This window comes from Lichenifustis flavocetrariae (genome assembly GCF_026130545.1).
GTDB lineage: Bacteria > Pseudomonadota > Alphaproteobacteria > Rhizobiales > Beijerinckiaceae > Lichenihabitans > Lichenihabitans flavocetrariae.
Genome location: NZ_JAMOIM010000004.1, coordinates 353,176 through 376,167 on the forward strand (window position 1 = coordinate 353,176; position 22,992 = coordinate 376,167).

Genomic DNA, 22,992 nt, shown 5'->3' on the forward strand with positions numbered 1-22,992 from the left:
CTTCGGACAGGTCCGTTTGACAGTTCGGTGGCGTGACCTGTTTCGCTTGCTCGTCCCGCCAGTGGCTTCAAGAGCCCGTCAGGACAATCTCAATCGCGGCCTTGTCCAGCACGCGATAGTGTCCCGGGGCGAGGTCGTCCGGCAGCGTCAGGCCGCCGAGCCGGTCGCGGTGGAGGGCCAGGACATGGTTTCCTAGGGCCGCGAACATGCGGCGGACCTGATGATAGCGTCCTTCAGTGATGGTCAACGCGGCGCGCGTCGGCGTCGCGACCTCCAGAAGTCCAGGGCTCAAGGGCTCGGTCTCACCTTGCAGAATCAGCGTGCCAGCGGCGAAGAGGGCCGCTTCATCGCCGCGCAGAGGTCGCGCCAGTTCGGCATGGTAGCGCTTCGGGACATGGGTCTTCGGGGCGATGATCTTGTGAAGAAAGGCTCCATCGTCCGTGAGCAGCAGAAGGCCAGTCGTTTCCTTGTCGAGGCGGCCCACGGAGGAGATCATCGGGTCGCGCCGGCGCCAGCGCTCCGGCAACAGATCGTGGACCAAGGGTCCCTCGTCCTTGTGTGAACACGTCATGCCGAGCGGTTTGTTCAGCATGATCACGAGCCCCGGCAAGGGGTCGAGTGGTTCCCCGTCTATACGCAATTCGGAACAGGCGTCGGGTGCGATCTTCTGCGCGGGGTCTGTCAGCCGCGTCTCTCCCAGCCGGACCCGCCCGGCCCGGACGAGTGACTGGATCTCGCGACGGGAGCCGTAGCCCAGATTGGCCAACAGCTTGTCGAGCCGCGGGCTCACAGGACCGCCTCGAAGATTTTGTAGCCCCCGGCCTCGGCCGCGACCGTCACCGTCCTGAACAGGGTCCTTATCACACCCTCGTAGGGGAGGTGGCGATTAGCGGTGAGCCACAGCCGGCCGCCGCGTCGCAGCGATTCGGATGCCCTCTGAATGAAGGTCCGACCGAGGCTGCGTTCCTCCGTCCCGCCCTCGTGAAAGGGAGGGTTCATCACGACGAAGTCGAGTTTGGCGAGGGTGTTGTCGGGTCGCTGGAGGTCGCTCCACCGGAACGTGACGCGCGGATCCTCGACGTTGCGACGCGCGGCCTCGATCGCGCGTCTGTCGATGTCGATCAGGAGCAGGCTCTTGACGGCAGGCGATGTCAGCACCCCACGCGACAACGTGCCGGTTCCGCAGCCGAAATCCGCCCCATGGCCCGAGAGAGCGGGCAGGTGCGTCATCAGCAGGGCGCTGCCGGGGTCGAGCCGATCCCAACTGAACACACCCGGTTGTGTCCAAAGGTCAAAGGGAGGGACGCGGCGCGGCCCGGTCTCGGCCAGCGTGTCCTCCAGGGCGGTCAGCGTCGGCGGTCGCGTCCCGGAACAGATCCTGTGGTGACGCTTGGCCACGTCCGCGACCAAGCAGCCCAGCGCCCGAAGCTCTGCGACCAGCCGCGCGCCGCCGCGTTCTTTCGGGGCCAGTATGTGAAACGGAGCGCCTGGCGCAAGCGCACGGAGCGCCTGAGCTATGGCGTAGCGCCGCTCCAGTGTGCCCGGAGGGGCCAGCATGACGAAACTGTCCAGCGACGCGGGCATGCAGGCCTCCAGGGCGGCGGCACCGGGAATGAGCGGCGAGAACTGGACGGTCTCGGAGTGGAGCGAAATGAGGCTTTCGGGCAGTTGTCCGTAAGCGCCGTGGCAAGCCGCGTCTGTCATCCCGTCCGCAATATTGGAATTCGGGTGCCATGCCCAGCGGGTGCTTGCGAGACTCGATCCAGAATTCTTCGTTCAATCGGGGAGCAGTGTCGTCTTTACGGCCTTGCTCGCCGCTCGACGAAGTCGCGAATGGTTTCATGGAGGTGGGCAGCTATCGCCAGCCCTCTAGGGCACATGATCAATGCGGAGACTGCGAAGTGAGTTTCCGCTGGTCTCGCGGGAAAACCTTCCGCTCTTGGACGATGGCAGCTTAAGCCTCTACGCTGCCCTAGGCGATCGATCGGCTGACGGCCAATGGCCGCCGCACCACGAACGTCCATTCAAGACCGGCGCCGCCTGAAAGCCGACGGGCGGGAGACGTAAATCAACCTTTTGCAAGCCGAATTCTCTACAACAAACTTAATCCTCACTACCCAGCTTCCCCCCTGGGGCAAGCCCTTCCTCAAACCTCCCCCCGCACCGCCGCCGTATCGCGCAGCCGCTGCGCATAGACATTGATCACCAGCGCCGCGAGCAGGATCAGGCCACGGATCAGGATTTTCAGGAATGAATCGATCTGCACGTGGTCGAGCCCGTTGTTGAGCACGCCGAGTACGCAGAGGCCAACGATCGTGTTGCCGATGGAGCCGCGGCCGCCGAACAGGCTCGTGCCGCCCACCACCACGGCGGCGATGGAATCGAGCAGATAGGTGTCGAACTCGTTCTGCTGGGCCGAGCCGAAATGCGCGACGCCCGCCATGCCGGCGACGCCCGAGCAGACGCCTGAAATGACCAGCACGGCGCCCAGGATCACCTTGGTGTTGACGCCCGAATATTCGGCGGCTTCGCGGTTGCCGCCGACCATATACACATAGCGGCCAAAGCGCGTGTAGGTCAGCACCACATGTCCGACGATGAGGAAGCAGGCGAGCAGCACGACGATCCATGGGACGCCATGGATGGAGCCGCTGCCGATCGTCGTGACGATGTCGGGCACCGCATAGGCGATCTGGCCGCGCACCAGCATGGCCGACACGCCGGCCGCGATCTGCATCATGGCGAGGGTCATGATGAAGGACGGGATGCCGATCAGCGTGAGGCCGAGCGCATTGACCAGGCCCAGCACACCGGCCCCGATCAGCGCCAGGATGATCGCGGCCCAGCCCGGCAGCGGGATGTTGGCGATCGAGACATAAGCCTCCTGCGAGGTGAAATAGGCCACCGCGATGCCGGTCGCATTGGCGACGGCAGCTACCGACAGGTCGATCTCGCCGCACAGGATCACGAAGGTGAGGCCGACCGCCATGATGCCCGTCACCGAGATCTGGGTCAGGATGTTGGCAAGATTGTCGGCCGTCGCGAAGGAGGGACTGGCGAGCGAGAAGAAGACCACGAGGCAGAGAAGCGTGGCGAAGGGCGCCACGTTGCGCATCTGGTTGCGAAGCCAAAAGCCGAGGCTCGGGCGCGGCATGGCGATCTTGTCCTGAACCGTCATCTTTGACCCTTCACGCGGCTTCCAAGAGGCGGTCTTTGCTGATCGAGCCGTCGGCGAATTCGCGCGCGATGGCTCCCTTCTTCATCACCAGGATGCGGTCGGCGAGAGACAGCACCGTCTCGGGTTCGGTCGAGACCACCACCACGGCGAGGCCCTGGTCGCGCAGGCTGCGCACGATGCGCACCACATCGTCCTTGGCGCCGACATCCATGCCCCGCGTCGGTTCGCTCAGCACCAGCACCTTGGGCGGATGCGTCAGCCATTTGGCGAGCGCCACCTTCTGCTGGTTGCCACCCGACAGCGAGCCGAGCAGCGCGTCGGCCCTGGGCGGGCGGATGTTGAGGGCGCCGATCTGCACCTGCGTGATCTCGCGCTCACGCATCGGCTTCAGCCACAGCCGCGAGATGCGGTCGAGGATGGCGATCGAGGCGTTCTTGTAGACGGGTTCGTGATGGAACAGCATCGAGCGCCGGCTTTCCGGCACGAAGGCGATGCCGGCACCCTTGGCGGCTGCGGTGTTGCGCAGGCGGCGCGGCGTGCCTTCCAGCACCAGAGTGCCGTGATCCGGCGCGATCTTGCCGAACAGCGTGCGGGCGAGCTCCACCTGGCCGCAGCCCATGAAGCCGTAGATGCCGAGGATCTCGCCGGCCCGGATATCGAAGGAGACGTCGCGGAAAAAACGGCTCGCCCCGAGGTTCCGCGCCGCCATCACGACCGGGGCCGAGGGCTTGGCCGCGAGCGGGATGGCGCCCGTGTAGCTTTCCTCGAGATCGTCGTGCCCGACCCCGATCATTTGCTCGATGACCCAGCCCTTGTCGATCGTGCTGACGGCGCTGTCCGCAACCTTGCGGCCGTTACGAAACACCGTGACGGCATCCGACACGCGCAAGATATCGTCCAGAAAATGCGAGATGAAGATGGTGCTGCGGCCCTCCCGCTTCAGGGCGCGCAGCACGCTGAACAGTTGCTCGACCTCGGGTGGTGACAGCGCCGAGGTGGGCTCGTCCAGGATGATGATGCGGGCCCCGGAAAACAACACGCGGGCGAGTTCGATCAACTGCTGCAGACCGATCGGCAGCGAACCGATGCGCGTGCGCGGATCGACGTCGAGCCCGAGTTTCCGGAGTTGCTCGCCCGCCTCGCGCACCATCGTGCTCCAGCGCACCTGCCCGACGGCACCAATGGGTTGCTTGCCGAGAAACACGTTCTCGGCGACGCTGAGGTCCGGCACGATGCTGAGTTCCTGGTGCACCATGCCGATGCCGGCCGCCAGCGCATCGCGGGCCGAGCGGAAATTCACCTCGCGGCCCTCGATCGTCATGCGGCCGCCATAGCCGGAATGCACCCCGGCGATGATCTTCATCATCGTCGACTTCCCGGCCCCGTTTTCCCCGACGAGGCCGTGGATCTCTCCGGCCTGCAAGGCGAAGTCGACGCCCTTCAGCGCCTGCACGCCGCCGAACGACTTGGTGATGCCGATCATTTCGAGAAGGGGTGTGGGCATACGTTTCCCATGGAGTCCCTTCTCCCGCATGAGCGGGAGAAGGTGGCCTTGCGGAGCAAGGTCGGATGAGGGCTGGTTCAAGCGCCGAGGGGGCCCTCATCCGCTTGCCGGTCTCGCTGCGCGAGCGGGCACCTTACTCCCGCTCGCGCGGGAGTAAGGACGCTGTCCTCAGAGCAAAAAGCTCTGCTCCAGCCACAACAACCCCGGCGCATTGTCCTTGGTGACAACGGGTCCATCCATGACGACGTGTTTCGGGATGCCGCCTTCACCGGTCTTCTGCCCGCCCATCACGGCTGCGACTCCGGCCGCGATCGCGCCGCCATGGATGCGTCCGGATGGGTTGCGGACCGTGGCGGTCATGCGGCCATCGAGGACTGCGGCGAGGGCGGGCGGCATGGCATCGCAGCCGCCGATCTTGATGTCGGTGCGGTTGTGCGCCTTCATCACATTGTAGGCCGCAAGCGCCATGTCGTCGTTGTGGAAATAGGCGGCGTCGATCTGCGGGTATTTGGAGAGATAGGTCTCCCAGATGCGCGCGGTCTTCGACACGTCCCAATCGCCGGGTTGCCGATCCAGGACTTCGATCCCCGGATAGTTCTTGACCACGCTTTCGAATCCCCGGGCGCGACCTTGGGCACCCGTATGGCCGAGCGCGCCTTGCGTCATGATGATCTTGCCCTTGCCCCCGATGGCATTGCACAGCGCTTGCGTCACGCCCGCGCCCATCAGTTCGTTGTCGGGCGCCAGGAACGTGTGCACGTTGATCTTGTCGAGCGGCGCGATCAGCGTGTCCATGTCGATCACCGGCACACCGGCGTCGATCATCTTCTGCACGGGTTGGGTCAGCGTGCCGATGCCGAAGGCCTGGATGCCGACGAAATCCCATTTCTGCGACGCCATATTGTCGATGGCGGCCCGCTGCTTCACGGCATCGAGCTCACCGTCGAACCACGTCACCTCGACGTTGAACAGCGAACCCCAATATTCGGCGGCCTGTTTGCCTTGCGCGCACCAGGTCGCCTGAAGACCGGCGTTGGAAAAAGCGGCCTTCAGGGGCTTTGAGGAGCGGCCGGTGGCCGCGGCCTGTTCGGCCGCCATGGCAGAGTCGAAGCCGAAAGCCCCCAGGAGCGCCGCCGCCGCACTGATCGAAGCCGACGATTTGAAAAATCCACGCCGCGATTGCGGCGGCACGAAGCCGTCTGTCATCTGTTCCTCCCGAAGGGCCGGCCGTCTCGTTGAGGTGGACGTGCCGTGCCGATGATGCCGCAGAAGCGCGGGACCTGATCCTAGAAGCAAGACTAGCATGCTGGCAATGGCCTTGCGGGCCGATGGAACCGGAGATGCGAGTTCGCGATTTCCTCTGTCGTAGGAGGAGGGGTTCATGGGCATTCTAGAGAATTCAATCGGCGCGATGTTCGGCCGCGGGTCGGGTGACAATGACGGGCCGAGTTTTGGCGGAGCGCCCTATGCTCCCTTGGCGACCGCCCTGATCGGCCTTTTGGCCGCCAAGGCGATGTCGGGTGGTTTCGGAAACCTCGGCGGCCTCTTCGGTGGTGGCCAGGCCGCTCAGCCTGCTCCGCAGCAGGGCCAGATGCCGCAAGGCGAGCCCCAAGGGGGCGGCGGTTTGCTTGGAGGGCTCGGCGGCCTGTTGCATCAGTTCCAGCAGAATGGCATGGGCAATGTCGCGCAATCCTGGGTCGGCAGCGGCCATAACGAACCGGTCAATCCCGGCCAGGTCCAGCAGGCGATCGGACCCGACATGATCCGTGAACTGGCGCAGAAAACCGGAATGTCGGAGCAGCAGATTGCCCAGCAGCTGTCGCAGGAGCTGCCCGACATCATCAACAAGCTGACGCCTCAGGGACGTCTTCCTTCGCATGACGAGGCGTCGTCGTGGCTCAAGGGCGGCAATCCGCTGCAAGGCTGACCCGGTAACTGCTCTCTGCCGTGGTCGCGCGGGCTTTTGTGGATGCCATGCATCCGCGTGAGACCCGTGCGCGTTGTCCTCGGCAGACGGTGTGATCTGTTGAACAAGGACGTACGAGTATGGACTCCGCGAAACATAATGAGGTCAGCCAGCGCGCCTATGAGATCTGGGAAGCTGAAGGCCGTCCACATGGACATCATGATGCGCACTGGCGGCAGGCTGAACAGGAACTCGGCGTCTCGCATGCGTCCGGGGCTGTTGATCCCCATCCAGGTATGATGGGCGACGGGACCGAGGAGCAGAACCTCAATCAGGTGGGCACGCCGGCAGCGCGGATCACGCAAGAGGAAGTCGAGGAAGCCTTCGCGTCCGTTAAGGCCGCCTAGCTCTGTCGCGGCTGGGGTCTAATAGAAGTAAATGTTTGTTCGAGATTCCATAGCTGGTTAGCGTGCCAGCCTTGAGCCAAACCGCGTCAGGTCCCCGGGGAGGGGGAGTGCATCTTCCCTCGCGTGTTGGTTCACGTTAGGGCTGCATGATGCCTATTCGCGATGCCATTCCGGATGATACGGTGCTGCTTCATTGGCTCGTTCTCGATGAGATCGAGGACGATGAACTTGATACTCTCACCGATCTTCTGGATTCTGGAGATCGCGCAAAAGCCGAGCGGTGTCGTTCTCCGACTGACCGCAAAGCCTCTCTTGCGTCCCACGCGCTGATCCGGGCCACACTCTCGCGCTACGCGCCCTTTTTCCCCGCGGAATGGCGTTTTGCCGCTGGGCTCTATGGCAAGCCTGAGATCGATGCCGGACCGGATGAGCCGCCGATGCGTTTCAACCTGTCCCACACCTGCGGATTGGCGGCGGTCGCTGTCTCGTCGCGAGATCCGGTCGGCATTGACGTGGAGCGCGTGGACTCGGCGCGCCTGGCGCTGGATTTTGCGCTCGCGACCTTCGCGCCCGCCGAAGGCGACTATCTGCGGCGTCTGCCGGCCGCCGCGCAAACTGCGGCCGCCTATCGATTCTGGACCTTGAAGGAGGCCTATCTCAAGGCCGTCGGCCTGGGCCTGTCCGTCCCGCTGAAACAATTCGCATTCACGCTCGATGGGCCCTCGATCGAATTCACCCACCGCATCGCCGACGACCCGGCCCGCTGGCGCTTCCACCAATGTCAGCCCACCTCGGACCACATGCTGGCACTGGCCGTGCGGCGTGACCGTCCCGGAGAGCTTCGCATCGATGCGCGTGCGACGACAGTCGCGGACCTCCTTGGGCGTTAAGGCGCACCCTGTCCCGAAGTGACTCCCGGTCGAGGGTGGTGTCGCTCCCTGGGGGGGAAGTCTTAGCTTGGCCGCACGAAAACAACCACCGGCTGCAGAATAAGTCCCCGCCTGACCGGGTCTCCTCCACAAGCGCCGCTGTTCGGCGTCGGAGGACCACATGGACCACGAAGATGCCAAAGGTCGCGGGCTCGACCGCCGTCACGCACTCGAATGTATGGTGTGGGCCGGCACGGGTGTGCTGTGGGGCTTGAAGGGCGGCGTGCCGGTCTCCCTCAACATTCTCGGTGCGGCCGAGGCGGCCGAGGTGCAGGCGGGCGGCTTCACCTTTCTGCAGATGTCCGATAGCCACATCGGCTTCGACAAGGCCGCGAACCCGCATGCGATCGACACCCTGCAGGAGGCCATCGCAAAGGTCCACGCCCTGCCGGTGAAGCCGGCCTTCATGATCCACACCGGCGACATCACGCATCTGTCCACGCCGGGCCAGTTCGACGACGCGGCCCGGATCCTCGGCGGGACCGGGCTCGACGCGCATTATGTGCCCGGCGAGCACGATATGATCGACGAGGGCAACGGACGCGCCTATCTCGACCGCTACGGCAAGGCCGCCAGGGGCGCCGGCTGGTACGCCTTCGATCAGAGCGGCGTCCATTTCATCGGGCTCGTCAATGTCGTGAACCTGAAAGCCGGCGGCCTCGGCTTTCTCGGGGCCGATCAGCTCGCATGGCTTGCCGACGACCTCAAAGCCGTCAGCGCCTCCACGCCCATCGTGGTCTTCGCGCATATCCCGCTGTGGAGCGTCTATGCCGAATGGGGCTGGGGCACCGACGATGGCGCCCAGGTTCTGGCCCTGCTGAAACGCTTCGGCTCGGTCACGGTGCTGAACGGCCACATCCACCAGATCATGCAGAAGGTCGAGGGCAATGTGACCTTTCACACGGCCCGCTCGACCGCCTTCCCGCAGCCCGCGCCCGGCACCGCGCCCTCGCCCGGCCCCATGACGGTCCCGCCCGGGCAACTTCGCAGCCTGCTCGGCATCACGACCGTCGCGGTGAAACAGGGGCCCGCCTCGCTGGCGCTCGTCGACAGCACCCTTGGTTGAGGGTGATCGCACGGAAAGGCTCGCCATGCTCCCTCCTCTCCACAGACGGCCGCGTCGCTCGATGCTGCTCCTCGGCCTCCTCTTCGTCGGTGCGGCGGCCACGCCGCTGCAGGCGGCGGAGACCGCCCTCGTGACGATCGACAATTTCGTCTTCAAACCGGACCGCCTCGTGGTGAAACCCGGCACCGTCGTCACCTTCCGCAACGACGACGACATCCCCCATCTCGTCGTCGCGACCGATCATTCGTTCCGTTCGCCGGCTCTCGACACGGGCGGCACCTACCAGATCACGGTCACAAAGGCGGGCGACCTGGCCTATTTCTGTGGCCTGCATCCCCATATGCAGGGCATGATCACGGTCAGTCCGTGAGCAGGCCGGCCTCGCGGTTTCGGGGAAGTGGACAATGGTGCAGCGTTGAGCGGTCCGTCGCCGACCGAACGCTTCGGCGCTGTGGTGCTGCCGCATCTCGGCGACGCCCTGGCGCTCGCCCGCTGGTTGACCGGCAACAGCCATGATGCGGAGGATGTCGTGCAGGAGGCGTGCATCAAGGCGCTGCGCGGGATCGACACCTTTGCGGGTGGCAGCGCCCGCGCCTGGTTTCTGACCGTCGTGCGCAACGCCTGCTTCACCTGGCTGGCGCGCAACCGGCCGCGCGACCTCGTGCTGGTCGGCGGCCTGAACGAGCTCGACGAAGAGGCGGGCGCATCCGAAGGTATGGAGAGCCCCGAGGCGGCCGTCATCGCCAAGGCCGATGCCGCCGCCCTCGAACGCGCCATCGCGGCGCTTCCCACCCACCTGCGCGAGATCGTCGTGCTGCGCGACATCAACGGCCTCGGTTACCGTGACATCGCCGCCATATTGTCGGTGCCGATCGGCACCGTCATGTCGCGCTTGTCGCGGGCGCGCGGCCAGTTGATGCGAGACCTGGGAGGCCCGCGATGACGGAGCCAGACGGAGGACCGGCCGACCCCACCGATCTGCCTCTACTGCTGCAGGCCTTGGCCGATGGCGAACTCGATGCCGCCACGAGCCTCGCTTTGGAACGTCGCATCGCGGCCGATCCGGCGCTGGCGGCCGAGCAGGCCCGGCATGCCGCCCTGCGTGAGGTCTTCGCGCGCCTGCCGCGCCCCCCTGTCACCGAGGCCTTCCAGGCGCGTATCGCGGCCCTCGCAGAAGCCCCGCGCCCCGCCGCAGCGCCACGACCCGCGCCCCGCTTCGATTGGCGCGCGATGGCGGCCTCGGTCCTGGTCACCGCGATGCTGGCGAGTGGCGGCACCGCCTGGCTCGACCGTCGCGCCGCGCCCGATGCGAGCGCGGCCGCCATCGCCAGCAGCCACCGCCGCAGTCTTCTCGCCGCGAGCCCGATCGATATCGCCTCGTCCGACCGTCACACCGTAAAGCCCTGGCTCGACGCCAAGGTCGGCCTGTCGCCGCCGGCCGTCGATCTCGCGGCGAGCGGTTTCGCGCTGCTCGGCGGCCGGGCCGATGTCATCGGCGAACGCGTCGTGCCCGCGCTTGTCTACCGCCACCACGAGCATCTGATCACGCTCGTGGCCGAACCCCGCACCCCCGACATGCCGCTCGCCGAGCCTGTGCCCGAGGCCGCCGGTGGCTTCGCCCTCGTGCACTGGACCGACCCCGCCTTCGCGTACTGGGCCATCTCCGACACCGAGCGGCCGCAGCTCGACGCGTTCGTGCGGGAGTTTCGGGCCGCGACGAAGGGGGATTGAGGCTCTCGGGGTCTGCGGCAGCCGATATTTTCGACGATTGCTTCGACCCTGGCCCGATGCGATGGTCGCGCGAGCGGGTGCCGGACCCAGTCGGCCGCCACCCGTTTCGACGACATCGATTGCAACGTTTCCCATTTGCTTAAGTCGGCCGACCGAGGCCCTCGGTCCGCGCGTTTCGAGGACCTGCCATGAGCCGAGACCATCCCGATCTCGAATATGTCGCGTTCGAGCGCGATGACCCGGCCCCCGCCAAGGGTCCTGCCGCGCCCGCGAAGGGTGGGGCGCTGCTGCGGCGGCTTCCGACGCCCGTCTGGCAGACCCGGCAGAAGGATCTCCCGCTGCTCAGCAGCCCGCCCGAACTCAGCAAGACCTGGAGCATGCGCTTCACGGGCCGGGCCAGCCGGGAGATGGAGAGCTTCGCGTTCGCGACCACCGGGCACGCGACGCTGAAATATGTCGCCGTGGTGGTCCCGAAGGGGGTGCGGCCGAGCGCCTGGCTGATCTATTTCCGCCACACCGCGCAGGCGAAGGACTTCTCCGGCAATCTGCTCGAACTGGGCGCGGGCGACTATATCGAGGGCCGCATGCAGGTCGCGAAGCAGATCGCCATCTCGGAAAAGAACGTCGGCGCGATCCTGCCGATCGCCATGGGGTCCTGCGGCGAGTTCGCCGGCAACCAGGCCTTCGTGACCAAGTGCCTGGAGGAGATCGAGCTCAGCCTCTATGGAACGCATTTCAAGCCGATGCTGCTCGCGGCCTCGAACAGCGACGGGTTGTTCCAGCTCGACAAGTTCCTGCAGAACTGCCCGACGCTGCGCACGCGGCTGAAGGGCATCTACGATTTCGATGGCACCCATCACGTCAAATCCGGCGGCATCTCGCTCGTGGTGCCGGGCGCCCGCACCTTCCGGTACGAGGGACGCCTCTCCCCGACGCCCGAGACCGTGCCGGGCCGCGACTGGCCTTCGGACGAGATCTTCCTGACGCGCCGCATGAGCGCCAATCCCGCCATGGTGCCCCTGGCTTTGTCGCGCTGGCGCCAGCATTCCGCCTTCGGCTCGATCAGGCCGGGCGAGAACCCGCTGTCGACCCACAAGAAGGGCGACCCGCTCAACGAGGCCCACACGATGGTCGACTTCAACTGGCTGCACCATCATATCCCGACGTGTATGCTGCACCATGGGCTGGTGAGTACGCCGGGGTTGTGAGGCGGGCTTGAGCGGTGCGGACATATTGGGCCGAGGCGTGGGGCGACGCCGGCCGTGCGATGCGACTTCGGCCCCAAAATCGAAACTGAGGATTGGGCTGGTCCTAAGAAGTTCAATTGCTTGTGAATCTTATAGGCGTCGGTCGATTTCGGCCTATCCAACATCTGAGAGTGCCGGTTACCATAAACATGACTTTCAACATACGAGTTTTGATTTGAGCCTGTTTAGAAGGTGGGGCCGCAGACGATCCAAGCCCGATGAGGAACCCATTCCTCCGGCGCGAGAAGCCGCCCATCTCCATATATCAAAGCTTACATTCTCTAATGGAACAAGTATAAACCTCGCGCCTGATGCGATACTGGTTCTAACTGGCCCAAATAATGTTGGTAAAAGCTCTGCGTTACGTGAAATCAGAGATTTTTTGCTAGATGGTCGAAGGCCGCGTCCTGTGCTGCAAGATGTTACTCTCGCTTGTAAAGGAGAGGAGGAAGATTTCAAACGTATTATCGTGAGCCAGGGAATAAAAGGGACGTCTGGTGAAACAGTGAAGATTCACGTTCATGAGTACATCCTTTCGTCAATTAAGGAAGACTTTCAGCGAGGGTTTGTTGGATCTCTTCCCATGAAGTTTTTTGCGATGTACCTGGGCGCAGCCGAAAGGCTCGCGCTGGCTGATCCTGTGCGTAGAGGCGATTACCTTCGTGACGCTCCGAACGAGCCACTTCAGTGGCTCGAATTCGACGAAAATATTGCTCATAGTATGAATGCAGTTTTTCAGAGCACATTTGGCCAGCAGTTAGTACTGAACTTGTTTGCTGGTGAAAAGCTCGCTTTGCATGTTGTTCCAACCGACGCAAATCCTCCGAAGGAAGACGGCAGGGAATATGCTCGTTGGCTTTCAGGAATGCCTCTGTTGCATCGCCAAGGCGATGGAATGCGTAGCTTTACCGGAACTGTTTTAAGCTTGTTAATTCATCCAAGAAACATGGTAATTTTGGACGAACCAGAGGCTTTTTTACATCCACCTCAGGCGCGACGTTTAGCAAGAATTATCTGCGAGCATGCTTCCGCATCATCGCAAGTACTCGTCGCAACGCATAATGATGAAATACTTCGTACAATGTTAGAATATGCAGGAGATCGAGTTGTCATTGCGCGAATAAACCGGCACAGGGAGAAGAATTCGGTCAGTGTGTTGAGATCCGACGAGCTGCGAGATTTATGGACCGACCCAAGTCTTCGTACATCAGATATCCTATCTTCTTTGTTCCATGAAATTGCGGTAATTTGTGAAGGGGACGCGGATTCGCGTTTTTTCAGAACGCTTTTAGACTCAACAAAAGCAGAGGGTAGAGATGCGGACGTGCGTTTCTACTATTTCGGCGGGAAGGATCGCATACCGAGCGTAGCAAAGGCATTGAGAGCTATCAACGTTCCCGTGGTTGCTATCGTCGATATCGATGCGCTTTCTGATCGCTCGAAATTTTTTCAGCTTTTCGAGGCGTTTGGGGGAGATGTAACGCACGTAAAGTCTGATTTAGATCTAATTATAAAATCTGTCGAGTCTCGAAAAGGACAGATTACTGGAGTTGAGCTTTCAATTGAGTTGAAGCGCATATCCGAAGAAATATGCAACTTGGCGCAAGTGCCGAAATCTGTACGTGAAAGTATATCGAGTATGGTTCGCTCTAGTTCCAATTGGGAGCGAGCTAAGCAAGACGGCTCTCGGGCATTTGCTGACGCAAGCGCTTATTCAGCGTTCGGACGATTAGATGACCGCTGTAAAAAAATCGGGATCATTATAAACCCCGAGGGCGAGTTAGAGCGGTTTTGTCGCGATATTTCGCAGGCGAAAAAGAGCGACTGGTTAGTGCAGGTCTTGAAAAGAGACTTGGGGAGCGATCCTGCTCTTGAAGATGCGCGCGAATTTGCAAAAAAACTGCGTTTGGTTATGTCAACCATTCTTGAGGATCATCAAGCAGCGATAAATGAGCAAACAAGTAGCGCTCGGGTCGACAGTCCACCCCCGTCTTGACCCCGCCACCATTCCCCCGCAAAACATCCGCCCAAAGGCAACCCGCGAGGATCGACTTCCGTGCTGATGGACCCGATGGACACCATTCCCGACGACCGGGCCGGGCCGGCGCCGCGGCGCAAGACCGTGGGCGTCATGGTCGGCAATGTGCTGGTGGGCGGCGGGGCGCCGGTCGTGGTGCAGTCCATGACCAACACCGACACGGCCGATATCGAGAGCACCGTGCGGCAGGTCGCGGCTTTGGCCCGCGCCGGCTCGGAGCTGGTGCGAATCACGGTCGACCGCGACGAGGCGGCGGCGGCGGTGCCGCATATCCGTGACCGGCTCGCCAAGATGAAGGTCGACGTGCCTCTTGTAGGCGACTTCCATTACATCGGCCACAAGCTGCTGGCCGACCATCCGGCCTGCGCCGAGGCGCTCGCCAAATACCGCATCAACCCCGGCAATGTCGGCTTCAAGGCCAAGAAGGACGGGCAGTTCTCGGCCATCGTCGAGACCGCGATCCGGCACGGCAAGGCGGTGCGGATCGGCGCCAACTGGGGCTCGCTCGACCAGGAGCTGTTGACGTCCATGATGGACGACAACGCCAAGACGGCGCATCCCGCCGAGGCGCGGGCCGTGATGCGCGAGGCCATGGTGCGCTCGGCGCTCTATTCGGCCGAACGGGCGGAAGAGATCGGCTTGCCCAAGGACCGCATCATCCTGTCCGCCAAGGTCTCGGCCGTGCAGGACCTGATCGCGGTCTACAAGACGCTTGCGTCGCGCTCCGATTACGCGATCCATCTCGGCTTGACCGAGGCCGGCATGGGCTCGAAGGGCATCGTCGCCTCCTCGGCGGCGCTCGGCATCCTGCTGCAGGACGGCATCGGCGACACGATCCGGGTCTCGCTGACGCCCGAGCCGGGCGGCGACCGCACCGTCGAGGTGCAGGTGGCCCAGCAGATCCTGCAGACCATGGGGTTCCGCACCTTCGTGCCACTCGTCGCCGCCTGCCCGGGCTGCGGCCGCACCACCTCGACGGTGTTCCAGGAGCTCGCGCGCGACATCCAGCACTACATCATCACCGAGATGCCGAACTGGAAGACCAAGTTCCCCGGCGTCGAGGGGCTGAACGTCGCCGTGATGGGCTGCATCGTCAACGGCCCCGGCGAATCGAAACACGCCGACATCGGCATCTCGCTGCCCGGCACGGGCGAGACCCCCGCCGCGCCGGTGTTCATCGACGGCCAGAAGGCCATGACGCTGCGCGGGCCGAACATCGCCAATGAGTTCAAGCAGCTGGTGGACGAGTATATCGTGCGCCGCTTCGGCCAGGGCGCCGAGACCGCCAAAGTGGTCGAGGCGGCGGAGTAGCTTGTCCCGAATACGCCGGGCCTGATCCCTTCTCCCCTCAGGGGAGAAGGTGCGCGAAGCGCGATGAGGGGTGGACCCTCGACGATTGCGGATCTCCCCTCATCCGCCTGCCGGCACCTTCTCCCCGCAGGCGGGGCGAAGGGGGGATTTCCCCCGAGGTTTGAGGGACCCCGGTGTCTGATGCGACGGTTCAGCGGGCGCGGATGTTGCGGCGGCGTCTTACCGACGCCGAGCGGAAGCTTTGGCTGAGACTGCGGGATCGGCGGCTTGGCGGATACAAGTTTCTGAGGCAAGTGCCAATCGGCCGTTATGTGGCTGATTTCGCGTGCCGGGACGTCAAGCTCATCTTCGAAGTCGATGGCAGCCGGCATGCGCGCGGAGACCGTGATGCACATCGCGACGCCGCGTTGGCTTGCGACGGATACAAGGTCCTGAGGTTCTGGAACCCTGAGGTGTTGTTGAACATCGAGTACGTGTGTGAGACCATCGTTGCCGCGTTGGAGGGCCGATTGCAGCCGTCCGACCGGTTTCGCTCAGCATGTCCGCCGCACGAGAGCCACGGTAGGCCGGCTTGAGCGTCGAATTTAATTTTTAGCCACCATCCCCGGAGAGCCTGATGCCGACCGCCGAGCCCATCACCCTCTTCTATTCGCCCCACACCCGCGCCACCGGCGTGCGGATCCTGCTCGAAGAGCTCGGCGCGCCCTATACGCTGCATGTGCTGAACCGCGCGGCGGGAGAGAACCGGTCGCCGGCCTTCCTGGCCGTCAACCCGCTCGGCAAGGTACCGGCCATCACGCACGGCAAGGCTCTGGTGACCGAGCAGGGCGCCATCTACACCTATCTGGCCGACCTCTTCCCCGAGGCCGGGCTCGCGCCCGCCTTCGACGACCCCATCCGGGGGCCCTATCTGCGCTGGATGTTCTTCTACGGCTCCTGCATGGAGCCGGCGGTCGTCGATCGCTTCATGGAACGCGAGCCCGGGCCGCAGGCCATGTCGCCCTACGGCACCTATGACGGGGTGATGGACGCGCTGATCGACCAGCTGAAGACCGGGCCTTACCTCTTCGGCGACCGGTTCACGGCCGCCGACCTCCTGTGGGGCATGGCCTTGTCCTGGCTCACGGCGTTCAAGCTGGTGCCCGAAGAGCCGCCGGTCCGGGCCTATGTGAAGCGCTTCCAGGCGCGGCCGATCGTGGCCCGGATCAATGCCGCCGACGCCGAAATGGCGACCGAGCATCAGGTGGCGGCGGCCCGGGGTTAAGGCTGTCGACCAATCCGTGACTGGACCCCAGGAACAAACACCGGCCGAACCGACTTCGACCGTGGGGTACTTTCGAAGGGTTAAGACATATGCGTATGACGTTGTTGCGAGCCGGGTTGGTGATGGCAGCCTCGATGGCTGTTTTGGCAAGCGTTCCGGCGAAGGCCCAGGACGATGAAGGCATGCGCCACATGCGTCACCGCATGATGCGGCACGAGATGCACCGGGACATGATGCGGCATGAAATGCGTCGGGACATGATGCGCCATGACATGCATCGGGAGATGCGTCACGAGCGTCACCGCCGCATGATGCGGAACATGACGAACGACTGAGCCGCCGTCCACCGGCGTTGTTTCTGCAAGAAGCCGCCTTCGGGCGGCTTCTTCGTATCCGGGTCGCTCAGGCGGTTCGGGCCCGCCGCACCGAGCTGTCCCGGTCGGCCAACAACGCGTCGACCGCCTTTTCCAGTGCCGGGCTCGACAGGATCGCCGGGCCGGGGGCCACGATGATGCCATCCTCCACGAGCCTGGCATGGATGGAGAAAAGCAGGTCGCTCGTGGTGCGCTTGCCCGACTCGATGTCGTCCACGAAACAGATGAGGTTGAAGGTCATCTGATCGCCCGCATAGGCCGAGAACAGCACCGTGGGCGACGGAATCTTCAGGACGTGGTCGTGATCCTTCGCGATGCCGATCAGCATCTCGCGCATCTTTTCGGGCTTTGCGGCGAGCCCGACCGTGATGGGCAGGTTGATGCGGCCGACACGGTCGCCGCGCACCCAGTTCTTGACGACGCCGGTCATCAGGTTCGAGTTCGGCACGATGACGGTCGCGCGATCGAAGGTCTCGATCTCGGTCGAGCGGACGTTGATCCGGCGCACGAACCCTTCCTCGGCCCCGACCACGATCCAGTCGCCCACCCGGATCGCGCGCTCCCACAGGATGATCAGGCCCGACACGAAGTTCGAGACGACCGACTGGAGGCCGAAACCGATACCGACCGACAGGGCGCCGGCCACATAGGTGACCTTTTCGAAACTGAGACCCAGGTAGCCGGCCGCGAGCGCGAAGGCCATGACGACGCCGAGATAGCCGAAGCTCGTCTTGATCGAGTTGCGCAGGCCCGTGTCGAGATGGGTGTGGGGCAGATAGGTGACATCGAGCCAGCGCTGCAGGGCGCGCGTGATCGCGATGCCGAGGATGAACAGCACCACCGCCACCGCGATGGTCGAGATCGAGATCGTGACGTCGCCGACGCTGAAGCCGAAAAAGGCCGCCTCGATGGTGCCGACCATATCGCCCGAGCCGATGCGCCAAGGCGCGAGCACCAGGAGCGCCGCCGTGACCAGAAGCGCGACCCGGAGGGCTCCGGAGAGCAGGATCGCCAATTGGTCGAGCGATTCCCGCCGCAGTCCGGCCGTGATCACGAAGGTGCGGCCGAGCCGCGTCTTCGGCTGGAACAGGGCCGTGACGCCCTCGTCGGCCAGGATCATGAGCAGGTAGAGCAGCGTGAACAGGCCCGACAGGTAGACGATCTGCCGGGTCAGGAAAGAGCCCAGCGCCACATATCCGGTAAGCAGCGTGGCCCCGAGCACCGTGGCCACCATCCACCCCAGGATACGCGCCGGCCCTGACCAATTGCGGGCGTCCGTCTGCGGCGCGGCCTGTTGATCCATCTCCCCGACGATGCGGTCGATCCTGTGCAGCGTTTGGGCCATGGCGACGGCGACGAGCAGCACGCCGATGCCGCGAACCGCAACCGCGGTGGGGAGCGCGGCCGCGATCGCGTCATTCAGCACCGCGAGAACCTCGAAGGCCGCCACGATGGTCGCGATGGTGAGGGTGAGGTTGTAGAGGTTGCGGGCCGAAGCGTCGCTGATCTTGATCAGGCGCCAGTTCGGCCGGCCCGGCGCCAGCAGCGCGCGTGCGAGCCCGGCCATCGCGCTGACCACGAGGATCCCGATCTCGATCGAATGCGCGATCGGCTGCAATCGGAACGTCAGCAGTTCGGCGCTGTTCAGGACTCCGAAGGCGGCCGCGGCCAGCAGGCTCGGAACCGCCATGGTGACGAGGGCCACCCAGAAGCCGAAGGCGGCCTTGCGCAATCGGGTCGGCTTGGCGTCGAGACGGCGCTGCTTGAACCGGCGTGTCAGTCGCAGCAGGGGCCAGAACGCGATTGTGAGACCGCCGAGCAGGACCGCGACGGTGGTGAGCTTCCACGGTTCGGTCTTCCCGACGACGCCGCCCCACCAGTCCTGGCCGAGGTAGACGATCGCGCGGACGTCGGATGGCAGATCCTGGGCGGCGGCGATCCAAAGCTGCGGGCTGAGGAGGCTCGATGATCGCTCCAGCACCGAACGGGCGAACAGCGCCCGGCGCCGCGCCGCAATCGAGTCGCTCATCTGGCCGGCCTGGACACCGAGGACCTTGGCACGTTTCAAGGTCGAGTCGAGGTCGCTGTAGAGCTTCTCCTGCGCGGCGCGTTCCGCCGTCACATCGGCCGCCTCGGTCGCGGCCTTGTCGGTGGGTTTCGGACCGAGCTGATCCAGCCGCGCCTTGGCGGCGTCGAGTTTGGGCGCGAGATCCGTCACGAGACCCTGGATGTCCGCCGACACGGGATCGAGGTCGGCCCGGAATCGCTGCAGGGTGCTGTCCGACACGTCGGCCCGGCCGAGCGCCGCCTCGATCCGGTCCACCGTGGCCTTGTCGGCATCGAGGCGCCCCGCGGGAGTCAGGGCGGCTTGCGGCGGCTGCGCGGCCTGGGCTTCCGCACGGGGCGCGAAGCCTTGAGCGAACACCAGGGCGGCCAGCACCATGAGAGCGGCGAAGCTGCGGCGAACGTAGCGGGGTGCATCACATCGCATCAGGCAGTCGTTCTCCGAAAGGGTTGGACGTCGCGGTGGTCCGGTCAAAGCGCGGATTTGGGGCGATCTTACGACTCGGCCCGCCTCAACCCGGTCACTTCGAGCTTGGCTGCGGCGGAAACAGCTTGTTCGACACCATCCAGGCCGCGAAAAGCCCGGGCCAAGCGTGGCTTTCGGCGCCGGGGAGGCCGAGCCCCCAGCCATGCCCGCCCGACTGGAAGACATGGAGTTCCGCCGGGACATCCATGCGGCGCAAGGCATCGAACATCCGAAGGCTGTGATCGACCGCCGCGATCGGATCGTCGGCCGCATGGGCCAGAAAGGTGCGCGGCGTCTCGCGGTCGACTTGCCGGTCGACGCTGAATGCGGCGGCATCCCCCTCACTTACGTCGCTGCCGAGCATCTCGCGCCGGGACCGCGTGTGATCGAGCGGCGGAAGCATGCTGATCACCGGGTAGATCAGCGCGGCAAAATCCGGACGGGCCGATGCGGTATCGGCCGTGTCGACCGGCTTGTAGAGCGGCGTCGCCGGACGCACCGCCGTCATGCCGGCAAGATGTCCGCCGGCCGAAAAGCCCAGCACCCCGATGCGGTCGGGGGCAAGCCCGTCAGCCCTGACGCCCGCCCGCACGAGACGCAGTGCCCGCTGGGCGTCCTGCAGGGGCGCGCGCGGCGGCCAGCCGTCGCCAGGCAGGCGATAGATCAGTTCGAAGGCCGTCACACCCAGGCTTTGCAGCCATTGGCATGCGGGTGTGCTCTCGTGTCCGGCGCCGATCCGGACATAACCGCCACCGGCGATCACGACGAGCGCGGTCCCGTTCGGCTGCGGCGGGCGGAAGACGTTCAAACGCGGGCGTGCGACGCCCGTGATGGTTCCCCTGTCGTTGACGTGCTCCGTCAGGCGCGGGCCCGGACTCTCCGGCGGGTCGCCTGGCCACAGATCCACCGTTTCCGGAGCCGGCAGGGCCGCCAACGGTGAGGCTACGACTGTGGCGAAGGCCGCGCCAAGGAGGGCCCGTCGGCCCTGATCGACCGGCGATTCGTTTTCCATGCGCGACACGGCACGTCCTCCTGGATTGATCATACAGTCCAACTGGCGCAGCCAGGAACATCGACGAGCCACACCCTCTTGGGTTTCAAACTGTGGACGCTGGGGTTAGGGTTGCCCCTGTCTTTGAAGAGCTCGTCCATGAACGCTCCCCTGCGCCCCAAACTCCGGGCTTCGGCCTGCCCGCACGATTGCCCCTCCACCTGCGCGCTGGAAGTGGAAGTTCTCGACGACCACACCATGGGGCGCGTCCGTGGCGCCGCGGCGAACAGCTACACGGCGGGCGTCATCTGCGCCAAGGTGGCCCGTTATGCCGAGCGGGTGCACAACCCGAACCGGCTCACCCATCCCATGCTCCGGACAGGACCGAAAGGGTCCGGGCAATTCACGCCGATCTCATGGGATGAGGCGCTCGACCGTACGGCCGAACGCTTCCTCGCGGCCGAACGGGAGCATGGCGCGGAGACGATCTGGCCCTATTTCTACGCGGGCACCATGGGCCTGGTGATGCGCGACGGCATCAACCGGCTGCGCCACGCCAAGCGCTATTCGGACCAATATTCGACCATCTGCACGGCCTTGTCTTGGGCGGGCTGGCTCGCCGGCCATGGCCGCATGACGGGGGCCGACCCGCGCGAGATCCCCGAGTCGGATTGCGTCGTGCTGTGGGGCACGAATGCGGTGGTGACGCAGGTCAATGTGATGACCCACGCGGTCAAGGCCCGAAAATCCCGCGGCGCGCCGATCGTGGCCGTCGACGTCTATGACAATGCCACGATGCAGCAGGCCGATGTGAAGCTGCTGGTGCGCCCCGGCACGGACGGTGCGCTCGCCTGCGGCGTGATGCATGTGTTGTTCCGCGAGGGCCTCGCGGATCGCGCCTATCTCGACCGCTACGCCGATGACCCCGCAGGTTTCGAGGCGCATCTGCGAACCCGCACGCCAGAATGGGCCTCGGCGATCTGCGGCGTGCCGGCGGCGGAGATCGAGTCCTTCGCGCGGCTGCTGGGAAGCCGCCCCCGCGCCTTCTTCCGGATCGGTTATGGCTTCGCGCGGTCCCGCAACGGGGCGGTCGCCCTGCATGCGGTGAGCGCCCTTCCGGTCGTGCTCGGCAGCTGGCAGCATCGGGGCGGCGGGGCATTGCATTCGAATTCCGGCATGTTCGGCTGGAACAAGACGCTGATCGAAGGGCTCGACCGCCGCGATGCGGGCGTGCGCAAGCTCGACCAATCGCAGATCGGCGCCATTCTTACGGGCGACCCGGAGGCGCTGCGGCATGGGCCGCCCGTGACCGGGCTCTTCATCCAGAACACCAATCCCATGACGGTGGCGCCCGATCAGGCCGTCGTGCGGCGCGGCTTCTCGCGCGAGGACCTGTTCACCGTCGTGCACGAGCAGGTGATGACCGACACGGCCCGGATGGCCGACATCGTGCTGCCGGCCACGATGTTCGTCGAACACGACGACGTCTACCAGGCCGGCGGCCAGCAGCACATCCTGCTTGGCCCCAAGCTGATCGAGCCGCCCGGCGAATGCCGCTCGAACCATGATGTGGTCTCGGCCCTCGCCCAGCGCCTTGGCGCCGAGCATCCGGCTTTCGCCATGACGGCACGCGAGATCATCGACCACACGCTGCGGGCCTCCGGCCGCGGAACGCTGGCGCAGCTGGAACAGGACCGCTGGATCGATTGCCAGCAGCCCTTCGAGAAAGCCCACTATCTTGACGGATTCGGCTTTCCCGACGGCAAGTTCCGATTTCGCCCGGATTGGGACCAGGTTCCCGGGGTGCCCTCAGGTCCCCGCGACGAGGTGCCGGCCTTTCCCGACCATTGGGCCGTGACCGAAGAGGCGGATGCCGTCCATCCGTTCCGCCTCACCACCAGCCCGGCCCGCAACTTCCTCAATTCCTCCTTCACCGAGACGCCAACCTCGCTCGTCAAGGAGGAGCGCCCCACCGTGCTGATCCGCCCGGACGACGCGGCGGAACTCGGCGTCGCCGAAGGCGATCTCGTCACCTTGACGAACCCGCGCGGGGAGGTGCGCCTCCATGCAAAGCTCTTCGCTGGCTTGCGTCCCAAGGTCGTCGTCGCAGAATCGATCTGGCCCAACGACAGCTACATCGACGGGTGCGGCATCAACACACTGACGGGCGCAGACGCGCCCGCCCCGGTGGGCGGAGCGGCGTTCCACGACATCAAGGTCCATCTGCGGCGCGGCTGAGCGGCGCCGCGGTCACGCTCCAACGGATCGTCGCTCCATTGTAAAAGCCCGGTGGAAGCCGCCCACATTTTCCGCTATGCAGGTCCGAACCAGCGTGCCCCGGGACCAACGGCAGGCGCTGGAAGGGTGGCCGAGTGGTTTAAGGCAGCGGTCTTGAAAACCGCCGTGGGTGCAAGCCCACCGTGGGTTCGAATCCCACCCCTTCCGCCAAAAAACACGTTTAACTGATTGTTTATACGATATTTTTTGATGATTTTTATTCAGGTAACCCTCATTCA

The 22,992-nt window shown here is 64.5% G+C and carries 21 protein-coding genes and 1 tRNA gene; 15 read left to right on the forward strand and 7 right to left on the reverse strand.

Going from position 1 to position 22,992, the window contains the following annotated elements; genetic code table 11:
• Nucleotides 1-67 precede the first annotated feature (67 nt).
• The 5 genes from M8523_RS09050 to M8523_RS09070 all read right to left on the reverse strand — a co-directional run bounded on the left by M8523_RS09050 (nt 68) and on the right by M8523_RS09070 (nt 5,888).
• Nucleotides 68-790 (reverse strand): pseudouridine synthase, encoded by a 723-nt coding sequence (locus tag M8523_RS09050; RefSeq protein ID WP_282584510.1) that lies wholly within the window; start codon nt 788-790, stop codon nt 68-70.
• A complete protein-coding gene (locus tag M8523_RS09055; RefSeq protein WP_282584511.1) occupies nt 787-1,704 on the reverse strand; it encodes a class I SAM-dependent methyltransferase in 918 nt (305 codons plus the stop codon). The genes M8523_RS09050 and M8523_RS09055 overlap by 4 nt, the downstream gene beginning before the upstream one ends.
• Nucleotides 1,705-2,146: 442 nt before the next feature.
• A complete protein-coding gene (locus tag M8523_RS09060) occupies nt 2,147-3,178 on the reverse strand; it encodes an ABC transporter permease (protein ID WP_282584512.1) in 1,032 nt (343 codons plus the stop codon).
• A 10-nt stretch (nt 3,179-3,188) separates the two neighbouring features.
• Nucleotides 3,189-4,682, reverse strand: a complete 1,494-nt coding sequence (locus M8523_RS09065) for a sugar ABC transporter ATP-binding protein (RefSeq protein WP_282584513.1) — start codon at nt 4,680-4,682, stop codon at nt 3,189-3,191.
• A 168-nt stretch (nt 4,683-4,850) separates the two neighbouring features.
• Nucleotides 4,851-5,888, reverse strand: coding sequence for a sugar ABC transporter substrate-binding protein (locus M8523_RS09070; protein ID WP_282584514.1), 1,038 nt, complete (start codon nt 5,886-5,888; stop codon nt 4,851-4,853).
• A gap of 175 nt (nt 5,889-6,063) precedes the next feature.
• Here M8523_RS09070 and M8523_RS09075 point away from each other — a divergent pair, with 175 nt between their 5' ends.
• The 13 genes from M8523_RS09075 to M8523_RS09135 all read left to right on the forward strand — a co-directional run bounded on the left by M8523_RS09075 (nt 6,064) and on the right by M8523_RS09135 (nt 16,916).
• Nucleotides 6,064-6,609 (forward strand): YidB family protein, encoded by a 546-nt coding sequence (locus M8523_RS09075; protein WP_282584515.1) that lies wholly within the window; start codon nt 6,064-6,066, stop codon nt 6,607-6,609.
• A gap of 119 nt (nt 6,610-6,728) precedes the next feature.
• Nucleotides 6,729-6,995, forward strand: coding sequence for a DUF2934 domain-containing protein (locus M8523_RS09080; protein WP_282584516.1), 267 nt, complete (start codon nt 6,729-6,731; stop codon nt 6,993-6,995).
• A gap of 146 nt (nt 6,996-7,141) precedes the next feature.
• Nucleotides 7,142-7,885 carry a 4'-phosphopantetheinyl transferase family protein gene (locus tag M8523_RS09085; protein WP_282584517.1) on the forward strand — a complete coding sequence of 248 codons (744 nt, stop codon included), beginning with the start codon at nt 7,142-7,144 and terminating at the stop codon, nt 7,883-7,885.
• Nucleotides 7,886-8,045: 160 nt separating this feature from the next.
• Nucleotides 8,046-8,990 (forward strand): metallophosphoesterase family protein, encoded by a 945-nt coding sequence (locus M8523_RS09090; protein ID WP_282584518.1) that lies wholly within the window; start codon nt 8,046-8,048, stop codon nt 8,988-8,990.
• A 25-nt stretch (nt 8,991-9,015) separates the two neighbouring features.
• Nucleotides 9,016-9,360, forward strand: coding sequence for a cupredoxin domain-containing protein (locus M8523_RS09095; protein WP_282584519.1), 345 nt, complete (start codon nt 9,016-9,018; stop codon nt 9,358-9,360).
• 45 nt (nt 9,361-9,405) lie between these two features.
• Nucleotides 9,406-9,933: a sigma-70 family RNA polymerase sigma factor gene (locus M8523_RS09100; protein ID WP_282584520.1), complete on the forward strand. Its 528-nt coding sequence runs from the start codon at nt 9,406-9,408 to the stop codon at nt 9,931-9,933.
• Entirely contained in the window at nt 9,930-10,721 is a 792-nt protein-coding gene (locus tag M8523_RS09105; RefSeq protein WP_282584521.1) for an anti-sigma factor family protein, read from the forward strand. The genes M8523_RS09100 and M8523_RS09105 overlap by 4 nt, the downstream gene beginning before the upstream one ends.
• Nucleotides 10,722-10,909: 188 nt before the next feature.
• On the forward strand, nt 10,910-11,929 hold the full coding sequence (locus M8523_RS09110) for a hypothetical protein (protein ID WP_282584522.1): 1,020 nt from the start codon (nt 10,910-10,912) through the stop codon (nt 11,927-11,929).
• A 214-nt stretch (nt 11,930-12,143) separates the two neighbouring features.
• A complete protein-coding gene (locus M8523_RS09115; RefSeq protein ID WP_282584523.1) occupies nt 12,144-13,964 on the forward strand; it encodes an ATP-dependent nuclease in 1,821 nt (606 codons plus the stop codon).
• A 66-nt stretch (nt 13,965-14,030) separates the two neighbouring features.
• The gene (gene ispG / locus M8523_RS09120) at nt 14,031-15,317 is read left to right on the forward strand and encodes a flavodoxin-dependent (E)-4-hydroxy-3-methylbut-2-enyl-diphosphate synthase (protein WP_282584563.1); all 1,287 of its coding nucleotides are present in this window, start codon (nt 14,031-14,033) and stop codon (nt 15,315-15,317) included.
• 173 nt (nt 15,318-15,490) lie between these two features.
• Entirely contained in the window at nt 15,491-15,892 is a 402-nt protein-coding gene (locus M8523_RS09125; protein WP_282584524.1) for an endonuclease domain-containing protein, read from the forward strand.
• Nucleotides 15,893-15,933: 41 nt separating this feature from the next.
• Entirely contained in the window at nt 15,934-16,581 is a 648-nt protein-coding gene (locus tag M8523_RS09130; protein WP_282584525.1) for a glutathione S-transferase family protein, read from the forward strand.
• 95 nt (nt 16,582-16,676) lie between these two features.
• Nucleotides 16,677-16,916, forward strand: coding sequence for a hypothetical protein (locus M8523_RS09135; RefSeq protein WP_282584526.1), 240 nt, complete (start codon nt 16,677-16,679; stop codon nt 16,914-16,916).
• A gap of 67 nt (nt 16,917-16,983) precedes the next feature.
• Here M8523_RS09135 and M8523_RS09140 read toward each other — a convergent pair whose 3' ends face one another.
• Nucleotides 16,984-19,446, reverse strand: a complete 2,463-nt coding sequence (locus M8523_RS09140) for a DUF3772 domain-containing protein (protein WP_282584527.1) — start codon at nt 19,444-19,446, stop codon at nt 16,984-16,986.
• Between the two features lie 94 nt (nt 19,447-19,540).
• A complete protein-coding gene (locus tag M8523_RS09145) occupies nt 19,541-20,497 on the reverse strand; it encodes an alpha/beta hydrolase (RefSeq protein ID WP_282584564.1) in 957 nt (318 codons plus the stop codon).
• Between the two features lie 138 nt (nt 20,498-20,635).
• Between M8523_RS09145 and M8523_RS09150 the strand changes: the two genes are divergently transcribed.
• Together M8523_RS09150 and M8523_RS09155 are read left to right on the forward strand one after the other, a co-directional pair.
• Complete coding sequence (locus M8523_RS09150) at nt 20,636-22,714, forward strand: molybdopterin-containing oxidoreductase family protein (RefSeq protein WP_282584528.1); 2,079 nt, start codon at nt 20,636-20,638, stop codon at nt 22,712-22,714.
• Between the two features lie 120 nt (nt 22,715-22,834).
• Nucleotides 22,835-22,924 (forward strand) — tRNA-Ser (locus tag M8523_RS09155).
• Nucleotides 22,925-22,992: the final 68 nt, after the last annotated feature.

Excerpts from the sequence above, each read along its gene's own strand:
- ispG (WP_282584563.1), top strand. The coding sequence starts at position 14,031 with ATGGACCCGATGGACACCATTCCCGACGACCGGGCCGGGCCGGCGCCG.
- M8523_RS09130 (WP_282584525.1), top strand. The coding sequence starts at position 15,934 with ATGCCGACCGCCGAGCCCATCACCCTCTTCTATTCGCCCCACACCCGC.
- M8523_RS09135 (WP_282584526.1), top strand. The coding sequence starts at position 16,677 with ATGACGTTGTTGCGAGCCGGGTTGGTGATGGCAGCCTCGATGGCTGTT.
- M8523_RS09075 (WP_282584515.1), top strand. The coding sequence starts at position 6,064 with ATGGGCATTCTAGAGAATTCAATCGGCGCGATGTTCGGCCGCGGGTCG.
- M8523_RS09070 (WP_282584514.1), bottom strand. The coding sequence starts at position 5,888 with ATGACAGACGGCTTCGTGCCGCCGCAATCGCGGCGTGGATTTTTCAAA.
- M8523_RS09145 (WP_282584564.1), bottom strand. The coding sequence starts at position 20,497 with ATGGAAAACGAATCGCCGGTCGATCAGGGCCGACGGGCCCTCCTTGGC.
- M8523_RS09085 (WP_282584517.1), top strand. The coding sequence starts at position 7,142 with ATGATGCCTATTCGCGATGCCATTCCGGATGATACGGTGCTGCTTCAT.
- M8523_RS09065 (WP_282584513.1), bottom strand. The coding sequence starts at position 4,682 with ATGCCCACACCCCTTCTCGAAATGATCGGCATCACCAAGTCGTTCGGC.
- M8523_RS09110 (WP_282584522.1), top strand. The coding sequence starts at position 10,910 with ATGAGCCGAGACCATCCCGATCTCGAATATGTCGCGTTCGAGCGCGAT.
- M8523_RS09095 (WP_282584519.1), top strand. The coding sequence starts at position 9,016 with ATGCTCCCTCCTCTCCACAGACGGCCGCGTCGCTCGATGCTGCTCCTC.
- M8523_RS09090 (WP_282584518.1), top strand. The coding sequence starts at position 8,046 with ATGGACCACGAAGATGCCAAAGGTCGCGGGCTCGACCGCCGTCACGCA.
- M8523_RS09055 (WP_282584511.1), bottom strand. The coding sequence starts at position 1,704 with ATGACAGACGCGGCTTGCCACGGCGCTTACGGACAACTGCCCGAAAGC.
- M8523_RS09105 (WP_282584521.1), top strand. The coding sequence starts at position 9,930 with ATGACGGAGCCAGACGGAGGACCGGCCGACCCCACCGATCTGCCTCTA.
- M8523_RS09060 (WP_282584512.1), bottom strand. The coding sequence starts at position 3,178 with ATGACGGTTCAGGACAAGATCGCCATGCCGCGCCCGAGCCTCGGCTTT.
- M8523_RS09140 (WP_282584527.1), bottom strand. The coding sequence starts at position 19,446 with ATGCGATGTGATGCACCCCGCTACGTTCGCCGCAGCTTCGCCGCTCTC.
- M8523_RS09080 (WP_282584516.1), top strand. The coding sequence starts at position 6,729 with ATGGACTCCGCGAAACATAATGAGGTCAGCCAGCGCGCCTATGAGATC.
- M8523_RS09150 (WP_282584528.1), top strand. The coding sequence starts at position 20,636 with ATGAACGCTCCCCTGCGCCCCAAACTCCGGGCTTCGGCCTGCCCGCAC.